The sequence below is a fragment of the Rhodopseudomonas palustris genome, assembly GCF_013415845.1.
In the GTDB taxonomy this organism is placed as follows: domain Bacteria; phylum Pseudomonadota; class Alphaproteobacteria; order Rhizobiales; family Xanthobacteraceae; genus Rhodopseudomonas; species Rhodopseudomonas palustris_F.
Window position 1 is genome coordinate 1,514,318 of record NZ_CP058907.1, and the last position, 17,728, is coordinate 1,532,045.

General features: G+C 65.5%; 15 protein-coding genes. 14 read left to right on the forward strand and 1 reads right to left on the reverse strand.

Going from position 1 to position 17,728, the window contains the following annotated elements; translation table 11 throughout:
• The first annotated feature begins 85 nt into the window (after window positions 1-85).
• The 8 genes from HZF03_RS07060 (at window position 86) to HZF03_RS07095 (ending at window position 11,675) form a co-directional block, all read left to right on the forward strand.
• Window positions 86-1,087 (forward strand): ABC transporter ATP-binding protein, encoded by a 1,002-nt coding sequence (locus HZF03_RS07060; RefSeq protein WP_179906318.1) that lies wholly within the window; start codon window positions 86-88, stop codon window positions 1,085-1,087.
• Window positions 1,084-2,133, forward strand: a complete 1,050-nt coding sequence (locus HZF03_RS07065) for an ABC transporter ATP-binding protein (protein WP_119019579.1) — start codon at window positions 1,084-1,086, stop codon at window positions 2,131-2,133. Before HZF03_RS07060 ends, HZF03_RS07065 begins: the two co-directional genes overlap by 4 nt.
• Complete coding sequence (locus HZF03_RS07070; protein ID WP_119019580.1) at window positions 2,124-3,677, forward strand: ABC transporter substrate-binding protein; 1,554 nt, start codon at window positions 2,124-2,126, stop codon at window positions 3,675-3,677. The genes HZF03_RS07065 and HZF03_RS07070 overlap by 10 nt, the downstream gene beginning before the upstream one ends.
• Window positions 3,678-3,729: 52 nt before the next feature.
• Window positions 3,730-4,686 carry an ABC transporter permease gene (locus tag HZF03_RS07075; protein ID WP_119019600.1) on the forward strand — a complete coding sequence of 319 codons (957 nt, stop codon included), beginning with the start codon at window positions 3,730-3,732 and terminating at the stop codon, window positions 4,684-4,686.
• On the forward strand, window positions 4,683-5,567 hold the full coding sequence (locus HZF03_RS07080; RefSeq protein ID WP_119019581.1) for an ABC transporter permease: 885 nt from the start codon (window positions 4,683-4,685) through the stop codon (window positions 5,565-5,567). The genes HZF03_RS07075 and HZF03_RS07080 overlap by 4 nt, the downstream gene beginning before the upstream one ends.
• 26 nt (window positions 5,568-5,593) lie before the next feature.
• Window positions 5,594-7,309 (forward strand): AMP-binding protein, encoded by a 1,716-nt coding sequence (locus HZF03_RS07085; protein WP_119019582.1) that lies wholly within the window; start codon window positions 5,594-5,596, stop codon window positions 7,307-7,309.
• Window positions 7,310-7,372: 63 nt separating this feature from the next.
• Window positions 7,373-10,684 carry an acetyl-CoA carboxylase family protein gene (locus tag HZF03_RS07090; protein ID WP_119019583.1) on the forward strand — a complete coding sequence of 1,104 codons (3,312 nt, stop codon included), beginning with the start codon at window positions 7,373-7,375 and terminating at the stop codon, window positions 10,682-10,684.
• 37 nt (window positions 10,685-10,721) lie between these two features.
• On the forward strand, window positions 10,722-11,675 hold the full coding sequence (locus tag HZF03_RS07095) for a hotdog fold domain-containing protein (RefSeq protein ID WP_119019584.1): 954 nt from the start codon (window positions 10,722-10,724) through the stop codon (window positions 11,673-11,675).
• 6 nt (window positions 11,676-11,681) lie between these two features.
• Here the strand turns inward: HZF03_RS07095 and HZF03_RS07100 are convergent, their stop codons facing one another.
• Window positions 11,682-11,837, reverse strand: a complete 156-nt coding sequence (locus HZF03_RS07100) for a hypothetical protein (protein ID WP_012495088.1) — start codon at window positions 11,835-11,837, stop codon at window positions 11,682-11,684.
• Between the two features lie 137 nt (window positions 11,838-11,974).
• On the opposite strand from HZF03_RS07100, the gene HZF03_RS07105 reads away from it, so the two are divergent.
• The 6 genes from HZF03_RS07105 (at window position 11,975) to HZF03_RS07130 (ending at window position 17,721) form a co-directional block, all read left to right on the forward strand.
• Entirely contained in the window at window positions 11,975-12,583 is a 609-nt protein-coding gene (locus tag HZF03_RS07105) for a cytochrome c oxidase subunit 3 family protein (protein ID WP_119019585.1), read from the forward strand.
• A 4-nt stretch (window positions 12,584-12,587) separates the two neighbouring features.
• The gene (locus tag HZF03_RS07110; RefSeq protein ID WP_011157017.1) at window positions 12,588-12,857 is read left to right on the forward strand and encodes a cytochrome C oxidase subunit IV family protein; all 270 of its coding nucleotides are present in this window, start codon (window positions 12,588-12,590) and stop codon (window positions 12,855-12,857) included.
• A gap of 111 nt (window positions 12,858-12,968) precedes the next feature.
• Window positions 12,969-13,421 (forward strand): c-type cytochrome, encoded by a 453-nt coding sequence (locus tag HZF03_RS07115; RefSeq protein WP_011157018.1) that lies wholly within the window; start codon window positions 12,969-12,971, stop codon window positions 13,419-13,421.
• A gap of 37 nt (window positions 13,422-13,458) precedes the next feature.
• Window positions 13,459-14,805 carry a cbb3-type cytochrome c oxidase subunit I gene (locus tag HZF03_RS07120; RefSeq protein ID WP_042440902.1) on the forward strand — a complete coding sequence of 449 codons (1,347 nt, stop codon included), beginning with the start codon at window positions 13,459-13,461 and terminating at the stop codon, window positions 14,803-14,805.
• 54 nt (window positions 14,806-14,859) lie between these two features.
• A complete protein-coding gene (locus HZF03_RS07125; protein ID WP_119019586.1) occupies window positions 14,860-15,672 on the forward strand; it encodes a CbbQ/NirQ/NorQ/GpvN family protein in 813 nt (270 codons plus the stop codon).
• Window positions 15,673-15,813: 141 nt separating this feature from the next.
• On the forward strand, window positions 15,814-17,721 hold the full coding sequence (locus HZF03_RS07130) for a nitric oxide reductase activation protein NorD (protein WP_119019587.1): 1,908 nt from the start codon (window positions 15,814-15,816) through the stop codon (window positions 17,719-17,721).
• Window positions 17,722-17,728: the final 7 nt, after the last annotated feature.

Genomic DNA, 17,728 nt, shown 5'->3' on the forward strand with positions numbered 1-17,728 from the left:
TCGGCTATCGCTGTCCGCCACGCCTGCGTCGTGAGCTGACGCGGTGGTGTCGGTTGATCAAGTCATCGTGCGCGACCGAGGAGCCGTGCCGGTTGGCGCCGCAGCGCCGCTTCTTGCGGTGCGAGATCTGTCACTGTCGTTTGCGACCGCCAGCGGTTCATTGCCGATCACGCGCAACGTCGGCTTCTCGATCGCGCCCGGCGAACGCGTCGGCCTGGTCGGCGAGAGCGGCTGCGGCAAGACAGTCACCGGGCTGTCGCTGCTGCGACTACTGCCGGCGCACAACGCCGAGGTGCGCGGCGAGATCATGTTCGACGGCGTCGATCTGTTGAAGCTGTCGCCGCGTCGGATGCGGGCGGTGCGCGGACGCGACATCGCGATGATTTTCCAGGAGCCGATGAGCGCGCTCGATCCAGTGTTCACGGTCGGCGATCAGATCAGCGAAGCCTATCGGGTGCATTTCCCGGTCAGCCGTGCCGAAGGCCGCGACCGCGCGATCGAGGCGCTGCGCGAGGTCGGCATTCCGGCGCCGGAGCGGCGCTGTGACGAATATCCGCATCAGCTCTCCGGCGGCATGCGGCAGCGCGTGATGATCGCGATGGCGTTGATCTGCAAGCCGAAGCTTCTGATCGCCGACGAGCCGACCACGGCACTCGACGTCACTGTGCAGGCGCAGATCACCGACCTGTTGCGGTCGCTGAGCGAGCGCACCGGCACCGCGCTGATCTTCATCACCCATGATCTTGGCGTCGTCGCCGAGACCTGCACGCGGATGATCACGATGTATGCCGGCGAAGTCGTCGAAGACGCGCCGGTCGACGACGTGCTGACGCGGCCGCGCCATCCTTACACCTCGGGCCTGCTGCGTTCGCTGCCCGGACTCAGCGCCCGCCGCGGCGTGCTGTCGTCGATCCCCGGCCGGGTGCCGTCGCCGAACGCGATGCCGGCCGGTTGCCGGTTTCGCGCCCGCTGCACCCATGCGGCGGCTGGTTGCGAACGTGAGCAGGTGATGGTCGCAGTCGACGTCGGCCATGCGGCCCGCTGCTGGCGCGCGACCGAACTGGCCTTGCGGGGAGCCGTGAATTGACCCAGCCAGCGACGACCCCTCCCACAGATGTCATCGTGGTGCGCGATCTGCGCATCCTGTTTCCGACCCGTGACGGCCACGACACCGTCAAGGCGGTCGACGGCATGGACTTCGAGGTTCGCACCGCCGAGACCTTCGGCATCATCGGCGAATCCGGATCGGGCAAGACCACGCTGGGGCGCGCCTTGGTGTCGCTGCTGAAGCCGACCGAGGGGCAGATCCTGCATCAGGGCGTCGATCCCGCTGCGCTCGGCGCCAAGGCGTTCCGCAAGCATCGCCGCGACTACCAGATCGTGTTTCAGGATCCCAACGCGGCGCTCAACCCGCGGATGACCATCATCGACAGCGTGATGGAGCCGCTGGAGATCGTCGGCGAGGGTGATGCGGCCTCACGCCGTCGCCGCGGTATCGCTGCGCTCGAGCGCGTTGGTCTGTCTCCAGAAGCTGCCGATCGCTATCCGCATCAGCTCTCGGGCGGACAGAAGCAGCGCGTCAACATCGCGCGGGTGCTGACGCTGCGCCCCAAAGTGATCGTCTGTGACGAGGTGGTGGCGGCGCTCGACGTGTCGATCCGCGGCGACGTGCTCAACCTGTTTGCCGACCTGCAGCGCGAGTTCGGCCTCACTTACGTGTTCATCACCCACGACATCTCGGTGGTGTCGCACATCTCCGACCGGATCGCCGTTACCTATCTGGGCAAGCTGATGGAGCTCGGCCCCGCAGAAGACGTGATCGAGCATCCGCTGCATCCCTATACGCGCGCGCTGCTGTCGGCTGAGCCGATTCCGTTGCCGTCGCATCTGCGGGTCGATCGCCGCATCATTCTTGAAGGTGAGATCCCGAGTCCGGTGGCGCCGCCGTCCGGCTGCCGGTTTCGCACCCGTTGTCCATCGGTGCGGCCGCGCTGCGCGGATGAGGTGCCAGCGTGGCGTGAAGTCAGGCCGGGGCATCGCGTCGCCTGCCATTTTGCGACCGCCGACGGTCCGCCACCCGATCAACGACAAGTACAAAACACAACAATCATGGGAGGATCAACATGCGCGTGATCGATTTCGGTGAACGCACGCTGCGCCGTCGCGAGGTTCTCGCGCTGCTTGGTGGCGCTGCTGCGACCGGCGTGCTCGGACTGCCGCGGCAGGCGCTCGCCGCCAAGAACGGTGGCATTCTGAAAGTCGCGGCGCCCGCCAATCCGTCGTCGCTCGATCCTGCGACCGGCGGTGCGGGCTCAGACCACAGCATCCTGTGGACGATCTACGACACCCTGGTGGAGTGGGACTACGACACCCTGAAGCCGAAGCCAGGCCTCGCGAAGTGGTCGTATCCCGATCCGAACACCATGGTGCTGGATATCTCCGAAGGCATCAAATTCCACGACGGTACGCCGCTCGACGCCGAGGCGGTGAAGTTCAACCTCGATCGCAACCGCTCCGACCAGCGCTCCAACGTCAAGCCGGACCTGTCCAGCGTTGACGGCGTCGAAGTCACCGGCCCACTGCAGGTGACGCTGAAGCTGAAGAATCCCGACACGGCGCTGCCGGCGATCTTGTCGGATCGCGCAGGCATGATGGTGTCGCCGACCAATATCAAGGCGCTCGGCAACGACACCGATCGGAAGCCGGTTGGCGCCGGCCCGTGGAAGTTCGTGCGCTGGAACGATAACGAGATCGTCGTCGTCGCCCGCAACGAAAACTACTGGCGCAAGGGCCGGCCATTCCTGGACGGCATCGAGTTCAACATCATCCCGGAGAATGCGACCGCGCTGCGCTCGGTAGTCGCCGGTCAGAACGACATGGCGTTCCAACTGCCGGCGCGGCTGAAGCCGGTGATCGAGCGCGCCAAGGATCTCAAGCTGGTGTCGTCGCCGACGCTGTATTGCATCCAGGTGTATTTCAACTACGCGCGCGCTCCGCTCGACAACGTCAAGGTACGCCAGGCAATCAACTTCGCGCTCGATCGCGACACCTTCGTCAAGGCGGCGCTCAGTGGCCTTGGCGAGCCGGCCCGAATGACGCTGCCGAGCTCCCACTGGGCCTATGCCAAGGACGTCGCCGGCACCTATCCGTATGATCCGGAGAAGGCGAAGAAGCTGCTTGCCGAGGCCGGCTACAAGGACGGGCTTGAAATGACGATCGGCGGCTACACCGATCAGGACTCGGTGCGGCGCGGCGAGGTCATTCAGGATCAGCTCGGCAAGGTCGGCATCAAGCTGAAGTTCACCCGCGGCACCATCGCTGAAATCAGCGCGCAGTTCTTTGCCCAGGAGAAGAAGTTCGACATGCTGGTGTCGGCCTGGACCGGTCGTCCCGATCCGAGCATGACCTACGGGCTCGGCTTCGACAAAGGCGCCTACTACAACGCCGGCCGCACCGCCGATCCTGAGCTGTCGAAGCTGATTCAGGAAAGCCGCGCCAGCCAGGATCTCAACGAGCGCGCTGCAGTGTTCGCCAAGATCCAGCGATTCACCGTGGAGCAGGCGCTGTCGGCACCGCTGGCGTTCCAGTACGAGCTCGACGCGCTGTCGGCGAAGGTCAAGGACTTCCAGCCGAACCTGCTCGGCAAGCCGAAGTTCGAGAACATCTCGCTCGGCTGATCAAACGGCGCCGCGACTGCTCGCGGCGCCGTTCTGCCAAATGGGTTTGGTCATGTTGAACGCCATGCGTCTACGCATCATCGGTCGCCGTCTGTTGCACGCGGTGCCGGTGGTGGTGCTGTCCACCTTCATCGTGTTCGGGCTGCTCAAGCTGGTGCCCGGCGACGTCGCGGTGACGCTGGCGGGCGACAACGCTTCCGAGCAGCGCATCGCCGAGATCCGCGAGCTCTACGGCCTGAACCAGCCGTTCTTGGTGCAATACGGCGCCTGGCTGTGGAAGGCCGTGCAGGGCGATCTGTCGACCTCGCTGGTGTCGAGCGAAGCCGTGCTCACTTCGATCGAGCGCTGCCTGCCGCACACGCTGCTGATCGTGGCGCTGGCGCTGTTCACCGCGTTGGTGATCGGCGTGCCGCTCGGCATCGCGGCGGCGGCAAAGCCGGGTTCATGGATCGACGGCATCGTGATGGCGATCGCCTCGCTGGGCGTCGCCGTGCCGAATTTCTGGCTCGGCATGCTGCTGGTGGCGTTCTTCTCGCTGCAGCTCAATTGGCTTCCTGCGACCGGCGCCGCGTCGCTGATGAAGGACCCGGCCGCGGCGCTCAGTCATGCCATCCTGCCGGCGCTCGCACTTGCTTCCGGTGGCATCGCCGAGGTGGCGCGGCAACTGCGCTCCTCGCTGGTGGAGATCCTGTCGTCGCAGCAGGTCCGCACGCTGCACGCCAAGGGCCTGCCGCCGTCGTCGATCTTGTGGCGGCACGGCTTAAAGAACGTCGCCGTCAATCTGCTCACCGTCATCAGCCTGCTGGCGAACCGCATGCTGGCCGCGACCGTCGTTGTTGAGGCGGTGTTCGCGATCCCGGGCATGGGCGGGCTGATCGTCAATGCCGCGATGCATCGCGACTTCCCGGTGGTGCAGGGGGTGGTGTTCACGATGGTGCTGATCGTGGTGACGCTGAACCTGCTGACCGACATTCTCTACAGCGTGCTCGACCCGAGGATCGCGTCATGACGTCGGTCTCGCTCACCGCCCCTCCGCATCAGCATCGCCGCCGCCGGATGCGCCGCTTCCTGCGCTGGTTCGTATCCGATCTGCGCGGCGCGATCAGTCTGACGTTTCTGTTGATCTTGCTGGTGATCTCGCTGCTGGCGCCGTGGATCGCGCCGTATGACCCGGTCGCTCAGGACATCGATGCGGCGCTGGCGCCGATGTCGGCACAGCATTGGCTTGGCGCGGACGATCTCGGCCGCGATACGCTGAGCCGATTGATATACGGCGGCATGGCGTCGCTATATGCGAGTTTCCTGGCCGTGGCGATCGCGGTGCTGATCGGGGTGCCGGTCGGCATCCTGGCCGGCTATCTGGGCGGCTGGGTCGACACCATGATTAGCCGCGTCATCGACAGCTTTCTGTCGTTCCCCGCGATTGTCCTCGCGATCGCCGTCACCGGCGCGCTCGGCATCGGTCTTACCAACGGCATGATCTCGGTCGGCATCGTGTTCGCGCCGCAACTCGCTCGGCTGGTGCGTGCCCGCACGCTGGTGGTGCGGCAGGAGCTGTATGTCGATGCCGCACGCTGCTTCGGCGGTTCGACCGCCCGCATCCTGTGGCGCCACGTGCTGCCGAACGCAATCCAGCCGGTGATCGTGCAGGTGACGCTGCTGCTCGCCGCCGCGCTGCTCGCCGAGGCCAGCCTCAGCTTCCTTGGCCTCGGCATTCAGCCGCCCGATCCGAGCTGGGGCGCGATGCTGGCGCGCGCCTATCAGAACATGGAGATCGCGCCGGAGCAGATGTATCCGCCCGGGCTCGCCATCCTGTTCACCGCGCTCGCTTACAACACACTCGGCGAGTCCTTGCGGGCGGCACTCGATCCGACGATGAAGCGCAACTGATCAAACAAGAACAACAAGGACGAGACATGACCGTGGACGCCAAGGAAGCTGATTATCTCGCAAAGCTGCACGAACTGTGGGCCAAGGCGTGGCCGAAGGGTACGCCGCGCGAGCCGCAATATCTGCACGGTGAGGTCGCCCTCAGCGAGTATCTGCGCGCTTGGGCGAAATCGGCGCCGCTGCGGCCGGCGGTGATCTTCTACGGTCACGTCACCACTTATGCGGATCTGGACGAGCAGAGCGATCGCTTCGCCGCGCTGCTGATGCAGAAGGGCGTGAAGAAGGGGGACCGAGTCGCGGTGTTCCTGCCGAACTGTCCGCAGTTCCACATCGTGTTCTTCGGCATCCTCAAGCTCGGCGCGATCCATGTGCCGGTTAGTCCGCTGTCGCGGGCGTTCGAGCTGTCCTACGAGCTCAACGACACCGACGCCGAAGTCATCGTCGCGCTCGACCAGCTCGCTGGCGTGGTCGACCAGGTTCGCGGCGAAACCTCGCTGCGCGAAGTGATCGTCACCAGCTTCGCTGACGTGATCCCGACCAATCCGACGATCCCGGTGCCGGATTCGGTGAGCGGCCCGCGGATAGCGGTGCCGGGCGCGACCGACCTGCTGCCCGCGCTCGCGGCATTGCCGAAGCCGGAGCCGTTGCCGCCGGCCGCGCTCGACGATGTCGCGGCGCTGAACTATACCGGCGGCACCACCGGCATGCCGAAGGGCTGCGTCCACACTCAGCGCGACATGGTCTACACGGCGGCCGCCAATCACGGCATCTCGGTGGTGGCCGATCAGAACAGCGTGTTCCTGTCGTTTTTCCCGGAGTTCTGGATCGCGGGCGAGAATTTCGGTCTGATCTTCCCGATGTTCACCGGCGCAACGCTTGTGCTGCTGGCGCGGTGGGATGCGCTCGGCGTGCTGAGCGCGATCCAGCGCTACAAGGTCAACGTCACCGCGATGCCGGTCGACGGCGCGGTCGAATTGATGGATCACCCGCGCTTCAAGGAGTTCGATCTGTCCTCGCTCAGCCAGGTGCGGGTGGTATCGTTCGTCAAGAAGCTCAACCCGACCTACCGCAAGCGCTGGAAGGATCTCACCGGCACGATCCTCACGGAAGCCGCGTGGGGCATGACCGAGACACACACCTCGAACACCTTCACAGCCGGTTTCCAGGGCGACGATTTCGACCTTGTCTCCCAGCCGATCTTCGTCGGCCTGCCAGTGCCGGGTGCGGAGTTCAAGATCACCGACTTCGAGACCGGCGAGCTCGTGCCGCTCGGCGGCGAAGGCGAAATCCGCGTCCGCACGCCGTCGCTGCTCAAGAGCTACTGGAATAAGCCGGAGGCGACCGCACAATCGCTGGTCGATGGCTGGCTGCGCACCGGCGACATCGGCACGATTGATCCGCAGGGCTTCCTGCACTTCCTCGGCCGCCGCAAGGAGATGCTCAAGGTCAAGGGCATGAGCGTGTTTCCGCCAGAGATCGAGGCGCTGCTCGGCCAGCACCCGAAGGTGCTCGGTTCGGGCGTTGTGGGGCGCGACGATCCCGGCAAGGGCCAGGTACCGGTCGCCTTTATCCAGCTCAAGCCGGAAGCCGAAGGCACCATCACCCCGGCCGAGCTGCAGGCCTGGTGCGCCGAGCGGATGGCGGTCTACAAGGTTCCGGAGATCCGTATTATCGACGCGCTGCCGATGACCGCGACCGGCAAGGTGAAGAAGCAAGAGCTTAACGCCAACGCGCCGCTGTGAAACGAGACGGCCGGCGACGCAAAGGCGTTGCCGGCTCAAAGCTACCTGCCGAGGAAATCCCCAATGCCGTTCCGAAAACTGCTGATCGCCAACCGCGGCGAGATCGCGATCCGTATCGCGCGCGCCGCCGCCGAGTCGGGCCTGACCACTGTGGCGATCCATCCCGCCGATGATGCGGCATCGCTGCACGTCCGCATCGCCGATCATGCCGAGCAGATCCCCGGCCGCGGCGCGCGGGCTTATCTCGATATCGAAGCGGTGATCGCGGCGGCGAAGGCGGCGGGTTGCGATGCGCTGCATCCCGGCTACGGTTTCCTCAGCGAGAACGCCGATCTGGCGCGGCGCTGCGCCGAGGAGGGCATCACCTTCGTCGGGCCGTCGCCGGAGGCATTGCGGCTGTTCGGTGACAAGGTTGCCGCCAAGGAGCTGGCGAAGCGCTGCGGCGTGCCGATCATTGCCGGCACCATCGGGCCGTCGACCCTGGAAGAGGTGCAGGCGTTCTTCGCCTCGCTTGGCGACAAGCCGGCGGTGATGATCAAGGCGATGGCCGGGGGCGGCGGCCGCGGCATGCGCGTGGTCGAGCGCGCCGAAGATCTCGCCGACGCCTATGCGCGCTGCCAGTCCGAAGCCAAGGCGGCGTTCGGCTATGAGGGCGTCTATGCCGAGCGGCTGATCCGCAACGCCCGGCATATCGAGGTGCAGATCATCGGCGACCGGCACGGCAATGTCAGTCAGCTCTGGGAGCGCGAATGCACGATCCAGCGCCGCAATCAGAAGCTGATCGAAATCGCGCCGAGCCCGTCACTGTCGGAGGGACTGCGCAGCCGCATTGTTGACGCGGCCAAGACCCTCGCGGCGGCGGCAAACTACGACAGCCTCGGTACCTTCGAATTCCTGGTCGACAGCGAAGCCGGCGAGGGCGACGGTGCCTTCGCCTTCATCGAAGCTAATCCGCGGCTGCAGGTCGAACACACCGTCACTGAAGAGGTGTTATCCGTCGATCTGGTGCGCTCGCAGCTTGCGGTCGCCGGCGGCGCGATGCTGACGGCGCTTGGGCTCGATCAGGCCTTGGTGCCGCGTCCCCGGGGCTTTGCGATCCAGCTTCGCGTCAACATGGAGACGATGGACGCCAAAGGAGCGACCAAGCCGACCGGCGGCACGCTGGCGATCTTCGAGCCACCGTCTGGTCCCGGCGTTCGCGTAGATACGTTTGGCTACGCCGGCTACACCACCAGTGCGGCCTATGACTCGCTGCTCGCCAAGGTGATCGTGCATGGCCGTGGCGACTGGGCCGAGGCGGTCGCAAAGGCCGCCCGGACGCTTCGCGAATTCCGCATCGGCGGCGTTGCTACCAACGTGCCGTTGCTGCAGGCGATCCTCACGCACGCCGATTTCAAGGCTAATCGGGTCAGCACCAGTTTCATCGATCGCCACGTCGCCGAACTCGTCGAGGCCGCGCAGCAGTTCGATCGGCCGCTGATCGCGACGGAAGGTGCCGACAACCGGAGCAGCGCTGCCGCCGCGGCAAGCAAGGAGCCGGTCCCCGAGGGCGCGGTCGCGATCGCTGCGCCGCTGCAGGGCACCGTGGTGGCGATCACTGTCGCGGAAGGCGACGTGGTGCGGCCGGGGCAGCAGCTCGCGGTGATCGAGTCGATGAAGATGGAGCATCTGGTCGCGGCCGAGCAGGGTGGTCGCATCCGCCGCATCGTTGCCGCCGACGGCGTGACGCTGATGCAGGGCGAGCCGATCCTGTATTTCGAGCCGCAGGACGTCGAAGGCGACCACGTGGTCGCCGAAGAGGATATAGATCTCGATGCGATCCGGCCGGACCTCGCCGAGATGCTGGCGCGGCAGGCCAATACGCTCGACGAGAACCGCCCCGACTCGGTCGGGCGGCGGCGCAAGACCAATCAGCGCACTGCGCGCGAGAACGTCGCCCAGCTCGTCGACGAAGGCTCGTTCATGGAATACGGCAGCCTCGCGATCGCTGCGCAGCGCCGCCGCCGTCCGCTCGACGACTTGATCAAGAACACCCCGGCCGACGGCCTCGTCACCGGTGTCGCCACGATCAACGCCAAGCAATTTGGCGAACACGCCGCACGTTGCATGGTGATCGCCTACGACTACACCGTGCTGGCCGGCACCCAGGGCCACATGAACCACAAGAAGATCGACCGGATGCTAACACTGGTCGAGCAGTGGCGGATGCCGCTGGTGTTCTACGCCGAAGGCGGCGGCGGCCGGCCAGGCGACACCGATCGGCTCGGCATGACCGGCCTCGACGGTCCGTCCTTCGTGCAGTTCGCCAAGCTGTCCGGCCTAGTGCCGGTGGTCGGCATCGTCTCCGGCTATTGCTTCGCCGGCAACGCCGCGATGCTCGGCTGCTGCGACGTCATCATCGCCACTCAGAACGCCTCGATCGGCATGGGCGGTCCGGCGATGATCGAGGGCGGCGGCCTCGGCGTGTATCACCCGGCCGAGGTCGGACCGGTGTCGTTCCAGTCGCCGAACGGCGTAGTCGATATTCTGGTGCAGGACGAAGAAGAGGCGACTCGGGTCGCGCAGAAATATCTGTCCTACTTCCAGGGCGCGGTCGCCGAGTGGAAGGCGCCGGACCAGCGGCTGCTGCGGCAGGCGATTCCTGAGAACCGGCTGCGGGTGTACGACATCCGCAGCGTCATCGATCTGATCGCGGACGAAGACTCGGTGCTCGAACTGCGCCGCGATTTCGGCGTCGGCATGATCACCGCCTTCATCCGGATCGAGGGCAAGCCGTTCGGTCTGATCGCCAACAATCCGAAGCATCTCGGCGGCGCGATCGACGCCGACGCCGGCGACAAGGCGGCGCGCTTCCTGCAGCTCTGCGATGCGTTCGACATTCCGATCGTGTCGCTGTGTGATACGCCCGGCTTCATGGTCGGCCCGGAAGCGGAGAAGACCGCGATCGTCCGCCACGTTGCTCGGATGTTCGTCACCGGCGCCAGCCTTACGGTGCCGCTGTTCGGCATCGTGCTGCGCAAGGGGTACGGCCTCGGCGCGCAATCGATGATCGGCGGCGGTTTTCACGCCTCGTTCTTCACCGCGGCCTGGCCGACCGGCGAATTCGGCGGCATGGGTCTGGAGGGCTATGTGCGCCTCGGCTTCCGCAAGGAGATGGAGGCTATCGCCGATCCGGCCGAGCGCGAGGCTTACTACAAGAACAAGGTCGCGGAGCTGTATGCCAACGGCAAGGCGGTCTCGATCGCGTCAGTGTTCGAGATCGACAACGTGATCGATCCGGCCGAGACACGGCGCTGGGTCATGGCCGGGCTGCGCTCGGTGCCGACGCCGCCGGAGCGCACCGAGCGCAAGCGGCCCTGCATCGATACCTGGTAGCAGCCGACGAATCTCCGAACGCATTGGGAGCGAAACGATGACGCAAGCCGCTTTCGAAACGCCGATCGATGACTCCGGCGACGCGTTGGTCGGGCCGTGGCGGCAGCCGCGGCAGATGCTGCACGCGCAGGTGTACGACTCGCACGCCTCGATCCACGACGACGCTACCGCGCAAAAGCTCGGCTTCAAGGGCGGTACCATTGAGGGGCCGACGCATTTCAGCCAATTCGCGCCGCTGTGCGAACGGTTGTGGGGCAAGGAGTGGTTCGAGACCGGTTGTATCTCGGCGCATTATCGCAACGCCGCGTTCGAGGGTGAGGACGTCCAGGCGATCGTCGATAAGCCGGCGGCCGGTGGCCGTCAGACTACGATCCGCATGGCCAAGCGCGACGGCACCGAAGTGCTGCGCGGCACGGTCTCGGTTGGCCGCGACGCGCCAGCTTCGGCGCTCGATGTCCGCCTCACCGAGCTGAAGCCGCTCGCTGATCCGGTGATCCTGCGCGAGGTTTCGGTCGGGATGACGACCAAAACCCAGGCGGCGCAGATGGACCATGAGCAGGTCATGGGCGAGCTGTATCCGTTCTCGCTCGACCAGAAGCTCAAGGTCATCACCGAGCCGTCGCCGTACTATCGGCCGGGCGGCGCTTCGCCCTGGGGCAAGGCGATCATCCCGCTGGAGATGCTGAGCGTGTTGTTCCAGTATCTCAGCAAGCAGGACGGACTGCCGGTGCGCGGACCGGTGGTGGGCCTGTTCGCCGACCAGGAGATCCGGTTGATCCACGGCCCGCTGTTCGTCGGCGAGCCGTATCGGATCGAGCGCAAGGTGGTGGCGCTGTCCGGCAGCAAGCGCACCGAGAGCATGTGGGTGCGGAGCGAAGCCTATGACGCCACCGGCCGGCTGGTCGCAACCATGCTGCTGAATTCGGCGACGCTGAAGGACTCCTACGCACCTTACGCGCGGGAATACGCCGCGCTGTATCCGGCAGGATAATCCTGCCTATTGGGTCAGGAACAGGCTGGCGGCAATCGCCACCGTGATGATCGCGGTGGCGACCACGCCCGTGGTTTGCAAGGCGCCAAACCGGCGCATGGCGAACGCGAAGGCGATGATGATCACCGAGACGACGATCAGTCCCAGCTTGGCTTCGGTCATGGGCCCCTCATGCTTTGATGGGCGCGATCCTAGTGGCCGGCAGGAGGCGCTGTTTGTCGGGGCGCAAGCTCTGGTGAATTGCCCGCGAGTTTGTCGCGGCACAACGTTCCGGCGAGGGGCGCCTCTATAGTCGCGCCATGACCGACGCGATCGCAGCGGGGGTGCCCGCGCTCTCCGACAGCACCGACAGCCGGATCGAGTCCGGCTCCAGCGCGATCGACTCGCTGCCCGGTCACCTGATGATGTGGGTGCTGATCTTCAGCGAGCTCGCCGCGTTCGGCGCGCTGCTGATCGGGTTCCAGATCGCGCGGGCGCTGCAACCTGAAGCGTTTGCGGCCGGGCAGGGGCAGCTCGATCCAGCGCTCGCCGCCGCCAATACGCTCTGTTTGGTGTCGAGCGGCTGGTTCGCAGCCAAGGCCAGCGCCGCCGCTCGTAACGGTGCGCGCGACGCGACGTGGCGCTGGACGCTGGGTGCCTGTTTGCTCGGCGCCGCGTTCATCGCCATCAAGCTGTTCGAATATGCCGGCGAGATCGGCCGCGGCGCCGACATCGACGGCAACACCTTCTTCACGCTGTACTTCCTCCTCACCGGATTCCACCTGCTGCATGTCGCGCTCGGGCTCGCGATCCTGCTCGGCGTTGCCTGGCACGCCCATGCCGCCGCAGTCGAAAGCGGAACCTGCTTCTGGCACATGGTCGATCTGGTGTGGCTGGTGATGTTCCCGATCGTCTATCTGATGCGGTGAGGCGATGATCCACATCCTTCATCGCCGAGACCGCAGCGCCATTGCCCTGCTGCTGCTGACCATCCTCGGCGTACTCCTCAGTCGCGGTGCCGTGGCGGCTTTTGCCGGCGGCACCGTGCTGATGGTGGTCGCGGTGCTGAAAGCCCGTCTGGTCGTGCTCGATTACTTCGGGTTCCGCGGCACGCCCGGGCCGTGGCGGGCGCTGCTGCTGGGCTGGATCGCGCTGGTCGGGTGCGGTGCACTCGCTTCACCATTACTACAGGCCATCCGCTAATCGTTCCGAACGTTGAGCCAGCACAAAGTTGCGGCGATCCGGTCGATTAGTTTTTCTGACGAAGCTGCAGCGCCGCACCTTCGTCTCCCCCACATCAAAAGGAATCAAGTGATGGCTGAACGCCTCACCAAGTCTGCCGCGCGCAATGTCTTCTTCGGCGGCTCGGCCTTCTTCTTCGCGATCTTCATCGGGCTCACCGCCCACAGCCACTACTATATCGCGACAAAATCGACCGACGCCGAGACCCTGACCCCCGCAGTGGCCCGCGGCAAGCACGTTTGGGAAAAGAACTCCTGCATCAACTGCCACACCCTGCTCGGCGAGGGTGCGTATTTTGCTCCTGAACTCAGCAACGTCTGGGTGCGCTGGGGCGGTGACAAGGATCCGGCTCAGGCCCGCGAGATGCTGAAATCCTGGATGGCGTCACAGCCGTCCGGCGTCCCGGGCCGGCGGCAGATGCCGCAGTTCCACCTGACCGATCAGGAAGTGGGCGATCTGGCCGATTTCCTGGAATGGACCAGCAAGATCAAGACCCAGCACTGGCCGCCGAACGACGCCGGCTGATCCGACCTTCACGCATCCGCATCAGAAAGACCTCGTGATGAAATATCAAACCCAAAAGGTTGCGTTGCTGTATTTCTACGGCGCGTTGACATTGTTCCTCGCCCAGGTGTCGTTCGGGGTGCTCGCCGGCACCATCTACGTGCTGCCCAACACGTTGTCGGAGCTGCTGCCCTTCAACATCGTCCGGATGATTCATACCAACGCGCTGATCGTCTGGCTGCTGATGGGCTTCATGGGTTGTGCCTATTATCTGGTGCCAGAAGAGGCCGAGAACGAGCTGTTCAGCCCGCTGCTGGCGAAGCTGCAGTTCTGGCTGTTCTTCGGCGCCGCCGGCGCCGCGGTGGTCGGCTATCTGTTCCACTATCACGAGGGCCGCGAATTTCTCGAACAGCCGTTCGTGATCAAGATCGGCATCGTCGTGGTCTGCCTGATCTTCCTGTTCAACATCACTATGACGGTGCTGAAAGGGCGCAAGACCACCATCACCAACATCCTGCTGTTCGGGCTGTGGGGCGTGGCGATCTTCTTTCTGTTCGCGTTCTACAACCCGGCCAACCTCGCGCTCGACAAGATGTACTGGTGGTACGTCGTGCACCTGTGGGTCGAGGGCGTGTGGGAATTGATCATGGCGTCGGTGCTGGCGTTTCTGATGATCAAGCTCAACGGCATCGATCGCGAAGTGGTGGAGAAGTGGCTCTACGTCATCATCGGCCTTGCGCTGTTCTCCGGCATTCTCGGGACCGGTCACCACTATTATTGGATCGGCGCGCCGGGCTATTGGCAGTGGATCGGCTCGCTGTTCTCGACGCTCGAAGTCGCGCCGTTCTTCACCATGGTGGTGTTCACCGTGCAGATGACCTGGAAGGCCGGCCGCAAGCACGAGAACCGCGCTGCGCTGTTGTGGTCGGTCGGATGCTCGGTGATGGCGTTCTTCGGCGCCGGCGTGTGGGGCTTCCTGCATACCCTGTCCTCGGTGAACTACTACACCCACGGCACCCAGGTCACCGCGGCGCACGGCCATCTCGCTTTCTTCGGCGCCTATGTGATGCTGAACCTGGCGATGATGACCTATGCGATCCCACAGCTCTGCGGCCGCGCGCCGTACAATCAGGCGCTGTCGATCGCCAGCTTCTGGCTGATGTGCACGGCGATGAGCGTGATGACCTTTGCGCTGACCTTCGCCGGTATCATCCAGGTGCATCTGCAGCGCGTGCTCGGCCAGGGTTACATGGAGGTGCAGGATCAGATCGCACTGTTCTATTGGGTGCGGCTCGGCTCCGGCGTCGCCGTGCTGATCTCCGCGCTGATGTTCGTCTGGGCGATCCTCGTCGCCGGACGCACCAAGCAGGCCACGCTGACTGGCGCCCTGCAACCGGCCGAATAGACCCCTGGCGGCCACGGGGATCCGTGGCCGCCTCTTTCGTTCACGGAGATCGCCATGAAGCCCGCTCTGCATGCCATCGATGCAACGTTGCCCGCTCCGCCGACCTACACGCCCGCCGGCAACGAATGTGCACTGTTCGAACACGCCTGGAAGCGGCGGGTGCCGCTGCTGCTGAAGGGGCCGACCGGCTGCGGCAAGACGCGCTTCGTCGCGCATATGGCGGCGAGACTCGGCCTGCCGCTGTTCACCGTGTCCTGCCATGACGATCTGACTGCGGCGGATCTCACCGGTCGCTACCTGCTCAAGGGTGGCGAGACGGTGTGGGTCGATGGTCCGCTGACTCGCGCGGTGCGGGAAGGCGGCATCTGCTATCTCGACGAAGTGGTGGAAGCGCGCAAGGACGTCGCGGTGGTGCTGCATCCGCTGGCCGACGATCGCCGCGTGCTGCCGCTGGAGCGCACCGGCGAGGAACTGCAGGCACCGCCGCACTTCATGCTCGTGGTGTCCTACAACCCTGGCTACCAGAGTCTGCTCAAGGCACTGAAGCCGTCGACCCGTCAGCGCTTCGCCGCCATCGAGTTCGGCTTCCTGGCGCCCGAACAGGAAATCGCCGTGGTGGCCGCCGAGAGCGGCCTGCCGAGTGAACGCGTCGCGCCGCTGGTCGCGCTCGCCGGCCGGCTGCGCAAGCTCAAGGGCCACGACCTCGAAGAAGGCGTGTCGACCCGGCTGCTGGTTTACTGCGCCAGCCTGATCAGCGAAGGCCTCTCGGTACGCGACGCCGTCCTCGCCAGCCTGATCGAGCCGCTGACCGACGATGCCGATGTGAAGGCGGCCCTGATCGAAGTCGCCAGCGCGGTGATGGGGTGACCTGATCTCGACGCGATCATTCCGGGGGGCCGCGCAGCGGCGAACCCGGAATCTCTCTCGATAACAATCTCCGGATTCCGGGTTCGCGAGCTGCGCTCGCGCCCCGGAATGACTCCCTGGGATTTCGCTGGAGCAAACGCCATGCTCGACTTCCTCGAACTCGAAGAAACCGTCGGCCGTGCCTGGCATCGGCTGGTGGGGCGTGCGGCGAGCTATCTGGAGCATCCAGAACACGCGGCGGCGCTGATCGACTGCCGCGCCGCGCTCGGCGTGATGTATCGCGGGTTCGGCGGCGAGACCGCGGTGCAGCTTGCCGGCAGCAGCGCCCGCACCTCGGGGCACCGTCTCGGCTGGCGGCAACGCATCGGGCTCGGCGAGGAGCGGCTGATGCAGCCCGGCCGCGACGACGCCACGTTGTTTCTGCCCGACCGGATCGCGCTGTTCGCCGATGTCGCACTCAATCGCGCACTGTATCGCTGGCTGGCAGCTTGGTTTGCGGTGGCGCCAACCGGCAGCGTGCAGGAGGCCGATCCGCTGCGGCGCGACGTTCTACTGCTGCGCCGTGCGCACGCCACAACCCAGCAGGTGCTCGCGGCCTATCCCGGGCTTCGTGGGGCCTATCACCAGCTTGCGGCCGCAACCGCGGCCGCGCGGCCGAGGCGTGCACTGCCGCGAATGGAGAGCGATCTCGAAACCGCGATCCAGGCCCTGCTCGGCGCGGAAGTCACACCGGATCCCGAGCTGTGGCGGATGATCGTGACCGATGGGGAGATCCTGGTCCGCTCGCCACCGGGCTATCAGCCGTTTCTGCCGTGCCCGTTGTGGGGTGAAGTCTGGACTCGCGATGTCGAGGCTGCGGTCTGCGAGGCCGACGAAATCGACGAGGCGGCGTCAAAGCCATGTTCGGAGCCGCGGCGTAAGGCGGCGAAGCGGAAGGCGGACGACGGGCCAAAACGCGATCCGCTCGCGCTCAACCGGTTCGAGAAGATCCTAGCAATGGCCGAGATGGTCAATGTCGATCGGCCGACCGAGGATGATGACGAACATGCCGACAAGGCAGCCGACGATCTCGACGAGATCACGATCGGCAAATCGACCAAGAAGCCCGCGAGCAAATTCCGGTTCGATCTCGATCTGCCGCCGCAGGCGATCGAGCACAGTCGGCTCACCGCCGGCACGCTGTATCCGGAATGGGACTATAAGCGCGGCGCCTACCTTCCGGATCATTGCCGCGTGCTGGCACAGGAGGCGCCTGAGCAGGGCGAGGCGTGGCAGTGCAGCGAGGCGACCCGGGCCCTGGTCAGACGAGTGCGACGCCAGTTCGAAGCGTTGCGGCCGCGGCACGAGGTGCTGCGGGCGCAAGCTGACGGTCATGATCTCGACCTGGACGCGCTGGTGCGCTCGCGCTGCGAGATCGCCGCCGGCGATGGCGGCTTCGACCGCTTCCACCTGGCAGCCCGGCCACAGGCGCGCGACCTGGCAGTGACGCTGCTGGTCGACGTCTCGCTGTCGACCGATGCCTGGATCGACAACCGCCGCGTGCTGGATGTCGAGAAAGAAGCGCTGACGGTGCTGGCCCACGGCATCGAAGCATGCGGCGATCAGCACAGCATCCTGACCTTCACGTCGCGGCGCCGGGCTTGGGTGCGGGTGGAGACCGTGAAGGGCTTCGGCGAGCGCATGAGTCCGCTGGTCGAACGGAGGATCGTGGCGCTGAAGCCCGGCTACTACACGCGGATCGGCGCGGCGCTGCGCCATGCCAGCGCGGAGCTGGCCAAACAGCCGCAGCGCAAGAAGCTGCTGTTGGTGCTGACCGATGGCAAGCCCAACGACGTCGACCATTACGAGGGCCGGTTCGCGCTCGAGGACAGCCGCAGGGCGGTGCAGGAAGCCCGCCGCAGCGGCATCGCGGTGTTCGGCGTCACCATCGATGTCGATGCGCAGTCGTATTTTCCGACGCTGTTCGGCCGCGCCGGTTATGCCATCGTCGGACATATCGGCCGGCTGCCCGCCGCGCTCCCCGGCATCTACCGCAACCTAATGGGGTGACCGGACT

Excerpts from the sequence above, each read along its gene's own strand:
- HZF03_RS07115 (WP_011157018.1), top strand. The coding sequence starts at position 12,969 with ATGGCTGAACGCCTCACCAAGTCTGCCGCGCGCAATGTCTTCTTCGGC.
- HZF03_RS07110 (WP_011157017.1), top strand. The coding sequence starts at position 12,588 with ATGATCCACATCCTTCATCGCCGAGACCGCAGCGCCATTGCCCTGCTG.
- HZF03_RS07080 (WP_119019581.1), top strand. The coding sequence starts at position 4,683 with ATGACGTCGGTCTCGCTCACCGCCCCTCCGCATCAGCATCGCCGCCGC.
- HZF03_RS07085 (WP_119019582.1), top strand. The coding sequence starts at position 5,594 with ATGACCGTGGACGCCAAGGAAGCTGATTATCTCGCAAAGCTGCACGAA.
- HZF03_RS07090 (WP_119019583.1), top strand. The coding sequence starts at position 7,373 with ATGCCGTTCCGAAAACTGCTGATCGCCAACCGCGGCGAGATCGCGATC.
- HZF03_RS07125 (WP_119019586.1), top strand. The coding sequence starts at position 14,860 with ATGAAGCCCGCTCTGCATGCCATCGATGCAACGTTGCCCGCTCCGCCG.
- HZF03_RS07095 (WP_119019584.1), top strand. The coding sequence starts at position 10,722 with ATGACGCAAGCCGCTTTCGAAACGCCGATCGATGACTCCGGCGACGCG.
- HZF03_RS07105 (WP_119019585.1), top strand. The coding sequence starts at position 11,975 with ATGACCGACGCGATCGCAGCGGGGGTGCCCGCGCTCTCCGACAGCACC.
- HZF03_RS07070 (WP_119019580.1), top strand. The coding sequence starts at position 2,124 with ATGCGCGTGATCGATTTCGGTGAACGCACGCTGCGCCGTCGCGAGGTT.
- HZF03_RS07100 (WP_012495088.1), bottom strand. The coding sequence starts at position 11,837 with ATGACCGAAGCCAAGCTGGGACTGATCGTCGTCTCGGTGATCATCATC.
- HZF03_RS07120 (WP_042440902.1), top strand. The coding sequence starts at position 13,459 with ATGAAATATCAAACCCAAAAGGTTGCGTTGCTGTATTTCTACGGCGCG.
- HZF03_RS07130 (WP_119019587.1), top strand. The coding sequence starts at position 15,814 with ATGCTCGACTTCCTCGAACTCGAAGAAACCGTCGGCCGTGCCTGGCAT.
- HZF03_RS07075 (WP_119019600.1), top strand. The coding sequence starts at position 3,730 with ATGTTGAACGCCATGCGTCTACGCATCATCGGTCGCCGTCTGTTGCAC.